Origin of the sequence: Streptomyces pathocidini (genome assembly GCF_001418495.1) — a bacterium.
In the GTDB taxonomy this organism is placed as follows: Bacteria; Actinomycetota; Actinomycetes; order Streptomycetales; family Streptomycetaceae; genus Streptomyces; species Streptomyces pathocidini.
The window spans coordinates 1-15258 of record NZ_LIQY01000036.1; the positions used below are offsets into that span (position 1 = coordinate 1).

Below are 15258 nucleotides of genomic sequence, written 5' to 3' on the forward strand. Positions count from 1 at the left end.
TGCTGCTGGCCCTCTCCCTGCTCGTACGGTCGCTGGCCGGTGCCGACGACCAGATCGCGAACAGCGTGCTGGGCGGGTTCGCGCTCGCCACGATGGTGCCGCTGATCGGCGTGATCGCCGGGACGGGCGCGATCGGCCCGGAGATCGACGACGGCTCGATCGTCTATCTGCTGGCCAAGCCGGTGAAGCGGCCGACGATCATCCTCACCAAACTGGTGGTCGCCGTGGGCGTCACCATCGCCTTCTCGGCCGTCCCCACCCTGCTGGCGGGCTTCCTCCTCAACGGCAACAGCGGGCAGCTCGCCGTCGCCTACGCGCTGGCGGCGGCGGTGGCGTCGATCGCGTACGCCGCCCTGTTCCTCCTCCTGGGCACGCTCACCCGGCACGCGGTCGTCATCGGCCTCGTCTACGCCCTGGTCTGGGAAACCCTCTTCGGCAGCCTGGTCCCGGGCGCGCGCACGCTGAGCGTCCAGCAGTGGTCCCTGGCGGTCGTGGAAAAACTCGCGAACGCCGACATGATCACCTCCGACGTGGGCCTTCCCACGGCGGTGGCCCTCCTGGCCGCCGCGACTGTGGGCGCCACCCTCTACGCGGGCCAGCGCCTGCGGGGGCTGACGGTGGCAGGGGAGGAATAGGGGCTGTGGATAACCGGCCTCGGGGCTTGTGACATGACGTCACGATTAAGGCGTCGCAGGTCAGGGGTGGGGCGTGCGCCGATCGGCACACGCCCCACCGACTTTTCTAGGAGCCGCCTCCGCGACGCCGAAGCGCCTTCGCAGACTGACTCTTCAGGACCGCCACGTCCTGCCGGACCTCCCGCATGTCCTCGCTCAGATCACACAGCCGCTCGCTCATCGCGCACACGACGCGGTTCGTCGCGTCCAGCCGCCGATCGACCCGCTCGAGCCGCACCGAGATCCCGGCGATCACCGGACCCAACTCCCGCAGCGAGGCGCCGACATCGCCGAGGCAGGATTCGACGTTGCTGAGCCGCGCGTCGAAGGACCTGTCACCGGCCGTGAATTGAGCGGGTGCGTGTGAGCGGGATGCCTCCTCGACGTCGAGGAGGTACGTCCTCACGCGACGGGCGACCTCGCTGTCGCGCAGGAGCATGGCGACGTTGAGCATCGTCCGACAGGTGTACAGAGTCAGGTGCGCACGGCCCTGTGGATAACTCTCGGCTGAAAGGTCCATGTTGGACCTTTCAAAGAACTGCAGCTCAGAGCCGTGAAGCGTGTGCATCCCGTTGCTACGTAGCTCTTCCCTGTGCCTCTTGACGAGGCTCTTGATCGCCTGTTCGGCGACCTCGAAGTAGCCCGCGACCATGCGCGTAGTGACATGCAGCCCGTCAGGCAGCATCGTCAGGACCTTGACCTTGTCGAGGACGTCGGTTCGGTCGCCCATCGAGTCGCGCAGCACGCGCGACTCGAGCAGGGCGGATTCGGGTGGCATGGAGATGCCCTCCACTCTCACTGGAACGGTTTCGGGTCACGCCCGTATCCAGGGACCAGGAGCGAAGGCTGCTCACGTACGCCACAAACTCAATGACCGGTTCTCACGCCCGGCAATCCACCACTTCACACTCGCTACGACGCCTCGAACTCCCGTTGCCTCCACGCATATTGGGCAACGATCGGACAGGCATACGGTCACGCCGTCATGTGTTCCAGCGGCCTGTGGATAACCTGCATCGACCCATAGTGACAGGATGTCACTATGGGGAAAGCCGCAGGCCAGCGCCTCAGCTCAGTTGGAGCAACCGCTCCAGGACCATCGCGATGCCGTCGTCCTCGTTCGAGGCCGTCACCTCGTCCGCGACTGCCTTGAGGTCGTCGTGGGCGTTGGACATCGCCACGCCGTGGGCGGACCAGGCGAACATGGGGATGTCGTTGGGCATGTCGCCGAAGGCGATGGTGTCGGTGGCCGTCATGCCGAGGCGGCGGGCCGCCAGGGACAGGCCGGTGGCCTTGGTGAGGCCCAGGGGGAGGAGTTCGACTATGCCCTCCCCGGCCATCGTGACCCCGACCAGATGCCCCGCCACCGTCTGCGCGACCTCCGCGAGGGCGTCGTCGTCCAGGCCGGGGTGCTGGATGTAGAGCTTGTTGAGGGGGGCGGACCACAGCTCGGCCGGGTCCTCGAAGCGCAGGACCGGCAGCGGGCCGTCCTGGACCCGGTAGCCCGGGCCGACCAGCACTTCGCCCTCCAGCCCGTCCCGGCTCGCGGCCAGCGCGAGCGGCCCGATCTCGGCCTCGATCTTCGCGAGGGCGAGTCCGGCGAGCTGCCGGTCGAGGGTCACGGACGTCAGCAGCCGGTGCTCGCCCGCGTGGTAGACCTGCCCGCCCTGGCCGCACACGGCCAGACCCCGGTAGCCGAGGTCGTCCAGGATGTGCCGCACCCACGGCACGGCCCGGCCGGTGACGACGATGTGCGCGGCCCCCGCCGCGGTGGCCGCGGCCAGGGCGTCGCGCGAGCGCTGCGAGACCGTGTCGTCGGGGCGCAGCAGTGTGCCGTCGAGGTCGGTCGCGATCAACCGGTAGGGCAGGCTCACTTGGCGGTCGGCTCCAGCACCTCGCGCCCGCCGAGGTACGGGCGCAGCACCTCGGGCACGCGCACCGAACCGTCGGCCAGCTGGTGGTTCTCCAGCAGCGCGACGATCGTCCGCGGGACCGCGCACAGCGTCCCGTTCAGCGTCGCCAGCGGCCGTACATGCCCGCCCGTCGCCCGACCTCCGCCCCCAGAAGAGGTCGCTCCGCTCCCGCGCCATTCCCCCCGCATCCGCACCGACAGCCGGCGTGCCTGGAACTCGTCGCAGTTGGACGCCGAGGTCAGCTCGCGGTACTTGCCCTGCGTCGGGATCCACGCCTCGCAGTCGAACTTCCGCGAGGCCGAGGCGCCCAGGTCGCCGGTGGCCACGTCGATGACCTGGAAGGGCAGTTCGAGGCCGGTCAGCCACTGCTTCTCCCAGTCCAGCAGCCGCTGGTGCTCGGCCTCGGCGTCCTCCGGCGCGACGTACGAGAACATCTCGACCTTGTCGAACTGGTGCACCCGGAAGATGCCGCGGGTGTCCTTCCCGTACGTGCCGGCCTCGCGGCGGAAGCACGGCGAGAAGCCCGCGTACCGCAGCGGCAGCCGGCTCGCCTCGACGATCTCGTCCATGTGGTACGCGGCGAGCGGGACCTCGGAGGTGCCGACCAGGTAGTAGTCGTCCTTCTCCAGGTGGTAGACGTTCTCGGCGGCCTGGCCGAGGAAACCCGTGCCCTCCATGGCGCGCGGCTTGACCAGCGCGGGGGTGAGCATGGGGACGAAGCCCGCCGCGGTGGCCTGCGCGATCGCGGCGTTGACCAGGGCCAGCTCCAGCAGGGCGCCGACGCCGGTGAGGTAGTAGAAGCGCGAGCCCGAGACCTTCGCGCCGCGCTCGACGTCGATGGCGCCGAGCAGCTGGCCGAGCTCCAGGTGGTCCTTCGGTTCGAACCCCTCGCTCGCGAAGTCGCGCGGGGTGCCGACGGTCTCCAGGACGGTGAAGTCCTCCTCGCCGCCGACCGGGACGTCCGGGTGCACCAGGTTGCCCAGCCGGAGGACGAGCCGCTGGGTCTCCTCGGCGGCCTCGTTCTGCGCGGCGTCGGCGGCCTTGACGGCGGTGGCCAGTTCGCCGGCCTTCTTCAGCAGCTCGGTCTTCTCGTCGCCGGCGGCCTTGGGGATGAGCTTGCCGAGCGCCTTCTGCTCGGCCCGCAGCTCGTCGAAGCGGACGGCGGACGACCTGCGCCGCTCGTCGGCGGAGAGCAGCGCGTCGACGAGGTCGACGTCCTCTCCACGGGCGCGCTGGGAGGCGCGCACACGGTCGGGGTCCTCACGGAGCAGGCGAAGGTCAATCACCCCCCCAGGCTACCGGTGCCCGCTCCCACCACTCGACCTGAAATTCCATTTCGCACCATTTTGACCGTTTTGCCGGGGTGGGGGAATTCTTGGTGAACAGCGTCAAGGAAAGAGATCGCATTCGCCGAAAAGGGGCATCCCCGGGTCTCCCGGGTGACTGATTTCCCCTGTGGAGAACGGGAGTTGAGGTGGTGGGCGGCTGCCAGGTTGTCCACAGGGTGATTCATGATCCAGCCGTTTATCCACAGGCTGTGAGCAAGATCTGTGGATGCCGGAATTGATCGTTCCGTTCGTTGAGTGCCGGCCGATGGATTCCCCTTTCAAACCCCGCCCACACCCTCATGCGAGTGGAAATCCCTCCCCCTGGGGGGTTGCTCGGTGGAATTGGGCTGACGAGGGGTGACCTGACAGCCTGTGGACCGCGGTGCCCCTGAAGGCCGATTTGTCGACCGAGTCGCCTTTCCATGTCGACTTGTCCCCAGGTCGAGAAGCGAGCCTGTGGATAACTTCGGTGGATAACCACAGGCGCGGCAAGCCCGCAGGTGGGAGCGCGCAATGTGCGATGCGCGGGAATGTGGAGAGGGTTCAGGCCCGGCCGTCAAGGCAGCGAGTCAGCCAGTCCGCGGCAGTCGAGAACTCGCCGTCCGACGTCCCGTGCCGCAGCGGCGGCAGCTCGGACGGGTCGACGCCCGCACGCGGGTACGAGCCGAGGAACCGCACCTTCGGGCAGATCCGCTTCAGCCCCATGAGCGCCTCGCCCACCCGCCGGTCGGTGATGTGCCCCTCGCAGTCCACCGAGAAGCAGTAGCGGCCGATCCCCTGCCCCGTGGGCCGCGACTCGATCCGCATCAGGTTCACGCCCCGGACCGCGTACTCCTGGAGCAGCTCCAGGAGCGCGCCCGGGTGGTCATCGCCGAGCCAGATCACCACGGAGGTCTTGTCCGCGCCGGTGGGGGCCGCCGGCCGGGCCGGGCGGCCGACCAGCACGAACCGGGTCGCCGCGTTCTGCGCGTCGTGGATGCCGGTCACCAGCGGCTCCAGCCCGTACGTCGGGGCCGCGAACTCGCCCGCGAAGGCCGCGTCGTACCGCCCCTCCTGCACCAGGCGGGCGCCGTCCGCGTTCGACGCGGCCGATTCCCACAGGGCGTCGGGCAGGTGCCCCGCGAGCCAGTTGCGCACCTGCGGTTGCGCGACCGGGTGGCCGGTCACCGTCTTCACGTCCTTCAGCGCCGTCCCGGGGCGTACGAGCAGGGCGAAGGCGATCGGCAGCAGCACCTCGCGGTAGATCATCAGCGGGCCGCCGGTGGCGAGCTCGTCCAGGGTCGCGTTGACCCCGCCCTCCACCGAGTTCTCGATCGGCACCAGCGCGCCCGCCGCCCCCTGGGACCGCACGGCGTCCAGCGCGGCGGGGACCGAGACCATCGGGACCAGCTCGCGGGTGGCTGCCTCCGGCAGGGTGCGGAGCGCGGCCTCCGTGAAGGTGCCTTCGGGGCCTAGGTAGGTGTAGCGGGTCGCCGACATGCGGCCAGCGTAGCCGCGTGGATCAGGGGCCCGCGTCCTGTCTCGCCCCTTGGCCCCTCCGACCCCGGCGGGCCGCGATCACGCGACGGCGCAGACGGGCCGCGGGCGGCCAGCTGGCCGCGATCACGATTCGAGCAGCCGCTGCCCCACGTACTCGCCCTCCGCGGCGCCGCCCGGCACCGCGTACAGCCCGCTCGACTCGTGCCGGATGAACCGCGACAGCGCGTCCCCGCGGTCCAGCTTGCGCTGCACCGGTACGAAGCCGGTGAGCGGATCGGCCTGCCAGCAGACGAACAGCAGCCCCGCGTCCGGGACCCCGTCCCGGTCGAAGCCGTCGTGGTACGAGAACGGCCGGCGCAGCATGGCCGCCCCGCCGTTGCTCTCCGGTGCCGAGATCCGCGCATGCGCGGTGGCCGGGATCACCAGGGCGCCCGAGGCGTCGGTCTTCTCCAGGTCCATCTCCGTGGTCTCGGTGCCGCCCGACAGCGGTGCGCCGTCGGCCTTCCGCCGCCCGATGACCCGCTCCTGCTCCCTGTCCGGCAGCTTCTCCCAGTCGTCCAGCAGCATCCGGATGCGTCGCACCACCGCGTACGAGCCGTGGGCCATCCACTCCGGTTCGCCGCCGCCCGGTACGAAGATCCGCCGCTCGAAGTCCTGGTCCGCCGGCTTGGGGTTGTTGGTGCCGTCGACCTGGCCCATCAGGTTCCGCGCCGTCATGGGGCGCGCGGTGGCACCGGGGGCGCGGTTGAACCCGTTCATCTGCCAGCGCACGCGGGCCGCGCTCCCCGCAGCCTTCTGCAGGGCGCGCAGCGCGTGGAAGGCGACCAGGGGGTCGTCGGCGCCGATCTGCACCCACAGGTCGCCCTCGCTCCGCCGGGCGTCGAGCGCGTCGGAGGAGAAGTCCGGCAGCGGGTCGAGCGCCACCGGGCGCTGCTTCGCCAGGCCCGTGCGGTCGAAGAGACTCCGGCCGAAGCCGAAGGTGACGGTCAGCGACGAGGGGCCCGTGTCGAGCGCGACGCCCGTGTCGTCGGCGGGCGGGCGGCCCGCCATCAGCTCTCGCGCGGTCGCCGACCAGCGGCGCAGCAGCGCGGCGGCCGCCTTGCGGGCCGCGGCCGGGGAGCCCGGGGCGAGGTCGAAGGCGGCGAGGTGACCGCGGGCTTGCATCGGGGTGGTGATGCCCGGCTGGTGCCTGCCGTGGAAGGCGACGGCGGTGGCGCCGACCGCGGTCAGTGCCTCCGGGGCGCCCGCCCGCTGCCCCGCAACCCCGCCCGCTGCGCCCACGGCCAGACCCGCGGCCCCGGCGGCGCCGGCTGTGCCGAGCAGGCGCCGCCGCGAGATGCCGGCGGGGCCCGGAGGGGGGCCCGAGGCGGTGGCCGGAGCGGGGCGCGAGGCGGTGCCCGAAGTGGCATGGCGTTCCGCGGAGTTGGTGGTGCCGTTGTCGCTCATCAGCCGATCTTCACGTTCCTGGTCTGCGTCACCTGGTCGATGTCCGAGGTCCGTACGGTCAGCGACATCGTCCACTTCCCCGGCATCGGAAGCTGCACGCCGTTCGCCGACCAGTGGCCCGCCGCGATCCGCGGCGGCTCGACCGGCAGCGGGCCCAGTTTCTTCGACTCCAGGGTGAAGGACAGCTTCACCTCGGGGGCGTCCAGGGGCTTGCCGTCGGGCCGGGTGAGGACGAGATGGAGCGTGTTGCCACCCGAAGTCCCCGGATCCAGTTGGATGTTCGCGGTGCCCTTGCCGCCCGCCCCGCTGGTGTCGAAGGGGACCGTGACCGATACGGGCCCGGCGGGCCGCGCCGCGGAATCGCCGCCCGCCGCCCGCGCCCGAACCTCCGTACGCGCGGGCTCGGTGCTGGTCAGCGCGGTGGTCACGGCCAGCAGGACGACGGCCACAGCGGCCTCGGCCAGCACGGAACGGCGCAGTCCGGAGCGCTCGGGGTCGGCGTCGCGGAGGCGTTTGCGGCGCGCGGCGGCCTGGGCGGCGCGCTGGCGGGCGAGTTGGGCGGCGCGGCGCGGGTCGTCACCGGAGGCGCCATCGGGGGCGCTCGCCGTCTCCGGCGCACCGGCCTTCTCCGCGGCCACTTCCACCAGCTCTGCCGTCTCCACCCCCTCCACCAGCTCCGCCGCCTCCGTCTCGGGCACCGGGTCCGCCGAGAGCCGCGCCGTCCAGTGCCGCGAGATCCAGGCGACCCCGACCAGCAGCCCCACCAGACCGACCTTGACGAGCAGCAGCCGCCCGTACGCGGTGGAGGTCAGCGCGTCCCACGAGCCGACCTGCCGCCACGACTGGTACAGCCCGGTCGCGGCCAGCACGAGCACGCTGCCGAAGGCCAGCCGCGAGAAGCGGCGGACCGCCGCGCGCTCGATCGACGGCCCCCGGTAGAGCGAGACGAGCAGCGCGGCGAGCCCGCCCAGCCAGGCCGCGACGGCCAGCAGGTGCAGCACGTCGACCGGCATCGCCACCCCCGGCTGGAGCCCGGTCGAGGCGTGCTCGGCGAACGCCCAGGTGGCCGCGGTGCCCGCCGCCAAGGCCGCCCCGCCGACCCCCAGGCCGAAGCCGAGGTCCTTGCGCTGCCGCGGGTCCTCGCTCCTGGCGTACGTCCCGAACAGCACCGCCACGAACAGCGCGGCCGCCGCGAGTAGCAGCAGCCGCGAGACCAGGGCCACGCCCGGCTTGGTCTCCAGCACCGCCCGCAGCCCGCCGAGGTCGAGGACGTCCGCGAGGCGGCCCGAGCCGGTGTACGGGGCGCGCAGCAGGAGCAGCGCAATGGTCGAGCCGGTCAGCACGGCCCAGCCCTGGACGACCAGGCGCTGCACCGCCCGTACCGACGCCCCGCGCGGCCAGCAGGCCAGCACGAACGCGCCGCCGCCCGCGAGCAGGACGAACCCCGCGTACGACGCGTACCGCCCGATCCCGTACAGGATGCCGACCGCGCCCCCGCCGGTCTCCTGCTCCGGCACCGCGACCGCCGTCTTCGAGGGCGCGCCGATGGAGAAGGTGAACGCCCCCGACACCGGGTGGCTGTCGGCGGAGACCGCCTGCCACGCGACCGTGAACGTTCCGTCCGGCAGCCCGGAGTGGAGCCCGACGGCGTACGAGACGACCTCTCCGCGGGACAGGTCGCGCGGCTTGCCGGTGTCGACCCGCTTGCCCTGCGGGTCGAGGACCCGGATCGAGTCGTCGGACAGCGCGACGCCCTCGGAGAAGGTGAGCGTCACGTCCTTCGGCGCGCTGTCGAGCACCGCGCCCTGCTTCGGGTCGCTCCCGGTCAGCGCGGCATGCGCCGCCGCGGGGGAGGCCCCGGCCAGCAGCGAGCCGAGCAGCGCCGCGGCGAGGAGCAGCAGCGCGGTGACGGCGGACCGGCGGCGGCGCGGTTCGGCGGTTGCGGTGGTGCGTGGGGCTGCGGGCGCTTTGGCGGGCGCGTCGGCGGGCGCGGTGGAAGGCGCGGTGGCGGGCGCGGTGGTGGCCATCTCCCTCACTTCCGCGGGCTGTAGGTGGCGGATTCGACGGGCACGTCCAGCTTGATCGGGTCGGATGCGGCGAAGTGGAGTTCCAGGGTCACCTTCTCGCCCTTCCGCGGCCTGTGATCGAGGTCCATCAGCATCAAGTGGTTCCCGCCGCGCCGGAGTTCGAGCTCACCCCCGGCCGGGATGGTGAACGACCTCACCTCGCGCATGGTCGTACCGACCGTCTTGTGCATCGTCACGTCGCCGGAGACGTCGCTGGTGACGGAGGTCAGCCGGTCGTCGCTGCCGCCGCTGTTCCGCACGGTGAAGTAGCCGGCGGCCATGTCCGCCGTCACCGGCTCCGGCACGTAAGCGGCGTCGGCGGTCAGCCGGGCGCCCTCGGACGAGCAGCCGGCGAGGGCGAGGCCGGCCGCGAACGCGAAGGCGAGGGCGGCGGCACAGGCCCGCCGGCGCGGCGGGTTGCCGGGGCGGCTCACGGGGTGCGCCCCTCGATGATCTTCGGCAGGTCCTCGGCGTACTCCTCGGCGGTCGTGTCCTTGCTGAAGAGCACGTGCGCCCGGTCGTCCTTCGGGAGGAAGGCGAGGACCTGCGTGCCGTGCGTGGAGACCCACTTACCGCTCTTGTCCTTCTTCGGCTTGTCCAGGTAGATGCCGAGCGTGCGGGCGCCCGCCTGGATGGTGTCGAAGTCGCCGGTCAGCCCGGTGAAGGAGGGGTTCTGCTGGCGCAGCCAGCTGCCGAGCCTCGAAGGGGTGTCCTGCCCGGGGTCGGAGGTGACGAAGACGACCCGGAGCTTCTCGCGCTCGGCCTGCGGCAGCTTCCGCAGGGCGAGGTCGATGTTGCTCATGGTGAACGGGCAGGCGTCCGGGCAGTTGGTGTAGCCGAAGTAGAGCAGGGTCGGGTGGCCCCTGGTCTCCTTGACCAGGTCGTACTCCTCGCCCTTCGTGTCCTTCAGGACGAGTTCGGGCTTGGCGAACGGGCGGTCGAGGACGGTCGCGTTCCGCTGCGTGGGCACGGAGGCGACCGCGGAGCCGCTCCCGCTGTCCTTGCCTGCGCCGCCGCACGCGGTGAGGGCCAGTGCCGCGGCCGTGGCCAGCGCGGCGGCGAGCACGGGGGTTTTGCGCATGAGGGGTTCCTGGGATGTGAGGGGTTTTCAGGGTGCGGGCCCCGGTCTGTACGGGCTGGGCCGTACAAGCCGTACGCCGGTCCGGTCACGGGGTCCGGAGCTCCGGACATCTCCCGCTGCGGTGCCGAGCGGCCAGTACGGCGGAGCCCGGGCGGGGGTGCCTCCAGCTACCGCCGGGGGCACCCCCACTCAGCGGTAGCCGGAGGGACCCGAGCTTGCCGCAGACCGGGGCTTCGCTCGTCGATCAGGCCTGATCGGGCGGATCAGGACGACCGGCGGCGGCCGGCGAGGGCGCCGAAGGCGACGCCCGCCGCGCCGACGACGATGCCGAGCACGCCGAGCGCCCGCGCGGTGCCGTCACTGGAGTCGGCCGCGGCCTCGTGCTCGTCCGCTGTGCCGGAGGCGCCGTGCGCGCCCTCGGCCTTGGCCTTGTCGGCCTTCGTGTCCGAGCCCGAACCGCCGTGGCTGTGGCCGGAGCCCTCGGCGGGGGCGGTCAGCTTCAGCACGGGCGCCGGGCTCTCCGGCTCCTCGCTGCCCTCCTTCGGCTCCTCGATCCAGCGCACGACCTCGCCGCCCGAGTACGTCTGGAGCGCCTTGAACACCAACTGGTCGGTGTCCTCGGGCAGTTGGCCGACGGACAGCGGGAACTGCTGGAAGGTGCCCGGCTTGATCTCGCCGTCCTTCTTCGCGGTCCAGGTGACCTTGGTGGCCGCCTCGGTGATCTTCTTTCCGTGCAGCTCCAGCGGCTTGTCCAGCGTGGACTTGGTGACCTTCACGTCCCAGCCCGGCACCGGCTGCGGCATGACCGAGGCCAGCGGGTGGTCGGTCGGCAGGTTGACCTCGAGCTTCACGGTCGAGGCGCTGTCCCGCTCGTTGGGGACCTTGAACGCGATGGTGCTGTAGCCGCCCTGCTCGGCTTCGCCGGGCTGGACGGAGACGTGCGCGAACGCCGGTCCGGCGAGCAGCACCACGGCACCGGCGGCAGCGGCGCCGACGAGGGGCAGCCGGCGCGAGATGTTCGGGGACTTGAAGGACATCGAGTGCTTCGAGGACTTCAGGGGCTTCATGAGCTGAGGACACTCCACAGGCAGAGGGGTCGTCGGAAGGGGTGGCGCGCGTGCGGCGGCGGCGCGCGTCACCTCCCGACGGGCCTGCCGGTGTGTCCGGCCGCCGGTGGGCGGATGATCGCTGCGCTGCTAGGCCGCGAGGCAGAGGCGCGGCGGGCCCCGCCGGCTGACGGAGTGTTCGAGGACCTGGGACCGGGTCCCGGTCTGCCCGTGCCCGTCCGCGCGGGGAGCGCGCAGCAGTGCGGCGTACGCCCCCGGAAGTCCCGCACGCAGGGCGCGTACGAGAGCAAGTGCGGCGCGCAGGGCCCGTACGAGCGCCCTCTCCGCGACCCCCTCGGCCACCCCGCGGGCCGACAGCCGTACGAGCCGGAACAGTGCGGCCTCGCCGCGCCGCAGCAGCAGCCCGAGCACGACGGCGGCGAGCAGGTGCGCCAGCAGCATCGGCAGCGTGGGCAGCACCGCGTCGCCGAGCGAGGGGGAGCCGCCCGCCAGGGACCCGCCCGTGTGGGCTCCGGCGCCGTGGACCTCCGCCAGGTGACCGGCGTCGCCCGCGAGGTGCGAGGGCTCGATGCCCGACGCGGATACGATCTGCCGGGCCCGGTCGGCGCTGAGAGGGAGAGGGCCGCCGTCGGCGCCGCACAGCAGCCGGGCGGCGACCGCGATCAGCGTCCCTTCCGAGGGCCCGCCGCCCGCGGCCGCGGGCCGCGCCTGCGCCGCCTCGGCCTGCGCCCCGGCGAAGTGCTGGCCGAGCCCGAACAGGGCGTGCAGGGCGAGCTGTCCGGCCGCGAGCAGTCCCGCGATACCCGGAAGCGAGCGTTCCCGCCCGGCGAGCGGGGCGGCCACCGCGAGCACCGCGAGAAAACCGGCGCCCAGCGTCCACCACGGCACTCCGGTGCACGACCCCAGCATGTGCCCGCCCGCGGACAGCACGACGCAGACCGCGGCGAACACCGCGGCCCGCAGCACTCGCAAATCGGCGCCTGCGTGGGCGATAGGGGCAGACATGGCCGCGCCATCATCCCATCGAGCCGGCGGAGCGGTAAGAGAGGGGCCGGGAAAAGAAGGGCCGGGAGAAACGGGTGGGGCCGCGTGGTGCGGTACCCGCGCCGCGCATTACACCGATCGTGTCGGCGGACACATCCGCCGAATGAGCGTAGTCACATCAGTCGCACGCTTATGTACCGGCAGGGGCGGCAATACGTATCGGTATGTCGAGCCGCAGCCAGGAGGCCGGAGCATGAGCATCTGGTGGTCCCTCCACTTGCGGCGCGAGGCTGCGAGCGTTCCGCTCGCCCGACGCCTGCTGCTCGGCACGATGGAGACCGCGGGCGTCGACCCGGACATTTCCTACGATCTGTCGCTCGCTCTCACCGAAGCCTGCGCCAACGCCGTGGAGCACGGCGGCCCCGCCGCCCCGGACGGCTCGACCCAGGCCTATCGCGTGACCGCGTATCTCGACGGTGACAAGTGCCGTATCGAGGTGACCGATTCGGGTCCGGGCTTCCCCACGACGCCGACCTTCTGTACGGCATCGCTCCTCAAGCGCTCACCGATCCCCCAGCCCCCGGCCGACTCCGAAGCGGAACACGGCCGGGGCCTCTGCCTCATCGAGGCCCTCGCCGACCATGTGGACTTCCGCAACAACCCGGGCCACGGCGCGGTCGTCAGCTTCGACAAGATCCTCAAGTGGAAAGAGGACGCGCTGCTGAAGGTGTCCTGAGCGGCGGCCGTTTCCCGGCCGCGGTCCTGAACGCCTTCAGCTCGCGTGCTCCCCCCGGTCAGCTCACCCCTTGAGGCGGGCCATCCAGGATTCGACCTCATCCGCCGCTCGGGGCAGGGCGGCGGAGAGGTTTCGGTTGCCGTCCTCGGTGACGAGGATGTCGTCCTCGATGCGGACGCCGATGCCGCGGTACTCCTCCGGGACGGTCAGGTCGTCCGCCTGGAAGTACAGACCCGGCTCCACAGTGAGGCACATGCCCGCCTCCAACGTGCCGTCCACATACGTCTCGCGGCGGGCGACCGCGCAGTCGTGGACGTCGAGGCCGAGCATGTGGCCGGTGCCGTGCAGGGTCCAGCGGCGCTGGAGCCCCAGCTCCAGGACGCGCTCCACCGGGCCCTCGACCAGCCCCCACTCGACCAGCTTCTCGGCGAGCACCCGCTGCGCGGCGTCGTGGAAGTCGCGGTACTTCGCGCCCGGCTTCACCGCCGCGATGCCCGCCTCCTGCGCCTCGTACACCGCGTCGTAGATCTTGCGCTGGAGCTCGCTGAACCGGCCGTTGACCGGCAGGGTGCGGGTGACGTCGGCGGTGTAGAGGGTGTGGGTCTCCACGCCGGCGTCCAGCAGCAGCAGTTCGCCCGCGCGGACCGGCCCGTCGTTGCGGACCCAGTGCAGCGTCGTGGCGTGCGGCCCCGCGGCGCAGATGGAGCCGTAGCCGATGTCGTTGCCCTCGACCCGGGCGCGCAGGAAGAACGTGCCCTCGATGTAGCGCTCGGAGGTGGCCTCGGCCATGTCGAGGACCTTCACCACGTCCTCGAATCCGCGGACCGTGGAGTCGACGGCCGCCTGAAGCTGGGCGATCTCGAAGGCGTCCTTGACCAGGCGCAGCTCGCTGAGGAAGGTCCGCAGCTCTTCGTCGCGCTCGGCGTCGAGCAGGTCGGCCAGGGCCGCTTCGAGCCCGGCGTCGTGGCCGCGCACGAGACGGACCGGGCCCGCCAGGGCCGCGAGCTCGTCGGCGACCTTGCGCACGTCCGCGCAGTCCAGGCCGAGCAGCTGTGCGCCCTCGGAGAGGCTGTGCCGCCGGCCGACCCAGAGCTCGCCCTGGCCATCGAGCCAGAACTCGCCGTTCTCACGGTCCGAGCGGGGCAGGAGGTAGAGCCGCGCGTCGTGGCCCGAGGCCGTCGGCTCCAGGACGAGGACGCCGTCCTGCGTCTGGTCACCGGTCAGGTACACGTACTCCGTCGAGGCGCGGAAGGCGTACTCGGTGTCGTTGGACCGGGTCTTCAGGTTGCCCGCGGGGATCACCAGCCGCTCGCCGGGGAAGCGGGCGGACAGGGCGGCGCGGCGGCGGGCTGCGTCGGGGGCCTGCTCGATCGGCGGGAGGTCGCGCAGCTCGGTGTCGGCCCACCCGCCCTTCATGTTCTCGGCAAGCTCGTCGGAGACGCCTGGGTACAGGCCGTTCTTCCGCTGCTTGATCCCGGCCGCCTCGGCGGCGTCCTGGGTCGCAGAGCTGCCTTCGGGGTTCTCGGGCGCGGGCTGCTCGGTCACGGGTCTCCTCCTCGCGTGCGATCCCCACCATCGTATGGGCGCGACGAAGATCACCGGCGAGCCTGTGGATAACCTCCGTCACACCTGGTCGAAGCGGGCGGCGAGCAGCACGACGTCCTCCGGGTCGTCCACCGCGTCGAGCCCGTCCGGCAGCACGGTCCGCAGCACGTGGTCGACGATGCCGTCCGGGTCGTCGCGTACGGCCCTGGGCACGCTCGACGCGGCCGAGTGCAGCCGCGCGAAGGCCCGGTCCATGGGCTCGCCGGTGCGGTGCAGCAGCCCGTCGCTGTAGAGCAGCAGGGTCTCGCCGGGGGCAACGTCGAAGTCGGTGCTCGGCGCCTCCCAGCAGGACAGCATCCCCAGCGGTGCGGACAGCGAGGTCTCCACGAACTCCGTGCGCCGCTCGCCGATTACCAACGGCGGGCAGTGTCCGGCCCCGGCCAGCACGAACTGGCGCCTGGCGGGCTCGGAGTAGACGAACAGCGCGGTCGCCGAGCGCGCCGGTTCGGTGAGCCGCAGCAGCAGTTCGAGGTCGGAGAGCACTGCGACCGGATCCTCACCCTCCATCACCGCGTAGGCGCGGAGGGAGGCGCGCAGCCGTCCCATGGCGGCGACGGCGCTCGGCCCGGCGCCGGTGACCGAACCGACGGCCAGGCCCAGCGCACCCTCGGGCAGTGGCAGCGCGTCGTACCAGTCGCCGCCGNNATGGCGGGCGAGGTGCTCGGTGGCGTAGCGGATGTAGAGGCCGATGAGGTGGCGCTGGTGCTCGACGGGCTCGGTCGGCTCGTCGTAGAGCCAGACCGCGGCGCCGAGCCGGCCGCCGTCCTCGGTCGCGAGCGGGACGGCGTAACTGGCGGCGTAGCCGAGGCGGGCGGCGACCTCGCGCTGGCGCGGATCGAGTTCGGGCTCGTTGCGCAGGTCGGGGTGGGCGACCTCGGC

At 72.1% G+C, this 15258-nt stretch carries 14 protein-coding genes and 1 pseudogene; 2 read left to right on the forward strand and 13 right to left on the reverse strand.

The window, feature by feature from the left end:
- Positions 1-635: ABC transporter permease subunit (locus AOK16_RS02445; RefSeq protein ID WP_055470543.1), on the forward strand; the 635-nt coding region annotated here is incomplete at its 5' end.
- Between the two features lie 106 nt (positions 636-741).
- On the opposite strand, the gene AOK16_RS02450 is transcribed toward AOK16_RS02445, so the two are convergent.
- From AOK16_RS02450 to AOK16_RS02495, 10 genes are all read right to left on the reverse strand, one after another.
- Positions 742-1452 (reverse strand): hypothetical protein, encoded by a 711-nt coding sequence (locus tag AOK16_RS02450; RefSeq protein WP_055470552.1) that lies wholly within the window; start codon positions 1450-1452, stop codon positions 742-744.
- 289 nt (positions 1453-1741) lie between these two features.
- Positions 1742-2548 carry an HAD family hydrolase gene (locus tag AOK16_RS02455; RefSeq protein WP_055470544.1) on the reverse strand — a complete coding sequence of 269 codons (807 nt, stop codon included), beginning with the start codon at positions 2546-2548 and terminating at the stop codon, positions 1742-1744.
- Positions 2545-3873 (reverse strand): serine--tRNA ligase, encoded by a 1329-nt coding sequence (serS, locus tag AOK16_RS02460; protein WP_079100984.1) that lies wholly within the window; start codon positions 3871-3873, stop codon positions 2545-2547. Before serS ends, AOK16_RS02455 begins: the two co-directional genes overlap by 4 nt.
- Before the next feature lie 585 nt (positions 3874-4458).
- The gene (gene pheA / locus AOK16_RS02465) at positions 4459-5394 is read right to left on the reverse strand and encodes a prephenate dehydratase (protein ID WP_055470546.1); all 936 of its coding nucleotides are present in this window, start codon (positions 5392-5394) and stop codon (positions 4459-4461) included.
- A gap of 123 nt (positions 5395-5517) precedes the next feature.
- On the reverse strand, positions 5518-6840 hold the full coding sequence (efeB, locus tag AOK16_RS02470; RefSeq protein ID WP_079100985.1) for an iron uptake transporter deferrochelatase/peroxidase subunit: 1323 nt from the start codon (positions 6838-6840) through the stop codon (positions 5518-5520).
- The gene (locus tag AOK16_RS02475) at positions 6840-8867 is read right to left on the reverse strand and encodes a copper resistance CopC/CopD family protein (RefSeq protein WP_079100986.1); all 2028 of its coding nucleotides are present in this window, start codon (positions 8865-8867) and stop codon (positions 6840-6842) included. The genes efeB and AOK16_RS02475 overlap by 1 nt, the downstream gene beginning before the upstream one ends.
- Positions 8868-8872: 5 nt before the next feature.
- Positions 8873-9340, reverse strand: a complete 468-nt coding sequence (locus AOK16_RS02480; protein WP_055470547.1) for a copper chaperone PCu(A)C — start codon at positions 9338-9340, stop codon at positions 8873-8875.
- Positions 9337-9987, reverse strand: a complete 651-nt coding sequence (locus AOK16_RS02485; RefSeq protein WP_055470548.1) for an SCO family protein — start codon at positions 9985-9987, stop codon at positions 9337-9339. Before AOK16_RS02485 ends, AOK16_RS02480 begins: the two co-directional genes overlap by 4 nt.
- Before the next feature lie 263 nt (positions 9988-10250).
- Positions 10251-11024 (reverse strand): YcnI family copper-binding membrane protein, encoded by a 774-nt coding sequence (locus AOK16_RS02490; protein ID WP_055470555.1) that lies wholly within the window; start codon positions 11022-11024, stop codon positions 10251-10253.
- Positions 11025-11183: 159 nt separating this feature from the next.
- Entirely contained in the window at positions 11184-12059 is an 876-nt protein-coding gene (locus AOK16_RS02495) for a hypothetical protein (protein WP_055470549.1), read from the reverse strand.
- Positions 12060-12291: 232 nt separating this feature from the next.
- Between AOK16_RS02495 and AOK16_RS02500 the strand changes: the two genes are divergently transcribed.
- Positions 12292-12774, forward strand: coding sequence for an ATP-binding protein (locus tag AOK16_RS02500; protein WP_055470550.1), 483 nt, complete (start codon positions 12292-12294; stop codon positions 12772-12774).
- Positions 12775-12837: 63 nt separating this feature from the next.
- On the opposite strand, the gene AOK16_RS02505 is transcribed toward AOK16_RS02500, so the two are convergent.
- From AOK16_RS02505 to AOK16_RS27880, 3 genes and pseudogenes are all read right to left on the reverse strand, one after another.
- Positions 12838-14319: an aminopeptidase P family protein gene (locus AOK16_RS02505; protein ID WP_055470551.1), complete on the reverse strand. Its 1482-nt coding sequence runs from the start codon at positions 14317-14319 to the stop codon at positions 12838-12840.
- A gap of 78 nt (positions 14320-14397) precedes the next feature.
- A partial coding sequence (locus AOK16_RS02510) for a PP2C family protein-serine/threonine phosphatase (RefSeq protein ID WP_240483325.1) occupies positions 14398-15022 on the reverse strand: 625 nt, incomplete at its 5' end.
- 2 nt (positions 15023-15024) lie between these two features.
- Positions 15025-15258 (reverse strand): annotated as a pseudogene (locus AOK16_RS27880) (phosphatase); the annotation flags it as partial.

Excerpts from the sequence above, each read along its gene's own strand:
- pheA (WP_055470546.1), bottom strand. The coding sequence starts at position 5,394 with ATGTCGGCGACCCGCTACACCTACCTAGGCCCCGAAGGCACCTTCACG.
- AOK16_RS02495 (WP_055470549.1), bottom strand. The coding sequence starts at position 12,059 with ATGTCTGCCCCTATCGCCCACGCAGGCGCCGATTTGCGAGTGCTGCGG.
- AOK16_RS02485 (WP_055470548.1), bottom strand. The coding sequence starts at position 9,987 with ATGCGCAAAACCCCCGTGCTCGCCGCCGCGCTGGCCACGGCCGCGGCA.
- AOK16_RS02500 (WP_055470550.1), top strand. The coding sequence starts at position 12,292 with ATGAGCATCTGGTGGTCCCTCCACTTGCGGCGCGAGGCTGCGAGCGTT.
- AOK16_RS02490 (WP_055470555.1), bottom strand. The coding sequence starts at position 11,024 with ATGTCCTTCAAGTCCCCGAACATCTCGCGCCGGCTGCCCCTCGTCGGC.
- AOK16_RS02450 (WP_055470552.1), bottom strand. The coding sequence starts at position 1,452 with ATGCCACCCGAATCCGCCCTGCTCGAGTCGCGCGTGCTGCGCGACTCG.
- AOK16_RS02475 (WP_079100986.1), bottom strand. The coding sequence starts at position 8,867 with ATGGCCACCACCGCGCCCGCCACCGCGCCTTCCACCGCGCCCGCCGAC.
- efeB (WP_079100985.1), bottom strand. The coding sequence starts at position 6,840 with ATGAGCGACAACGGCACCACCAACTCCGCGGAACGCCATGCCACTTCG.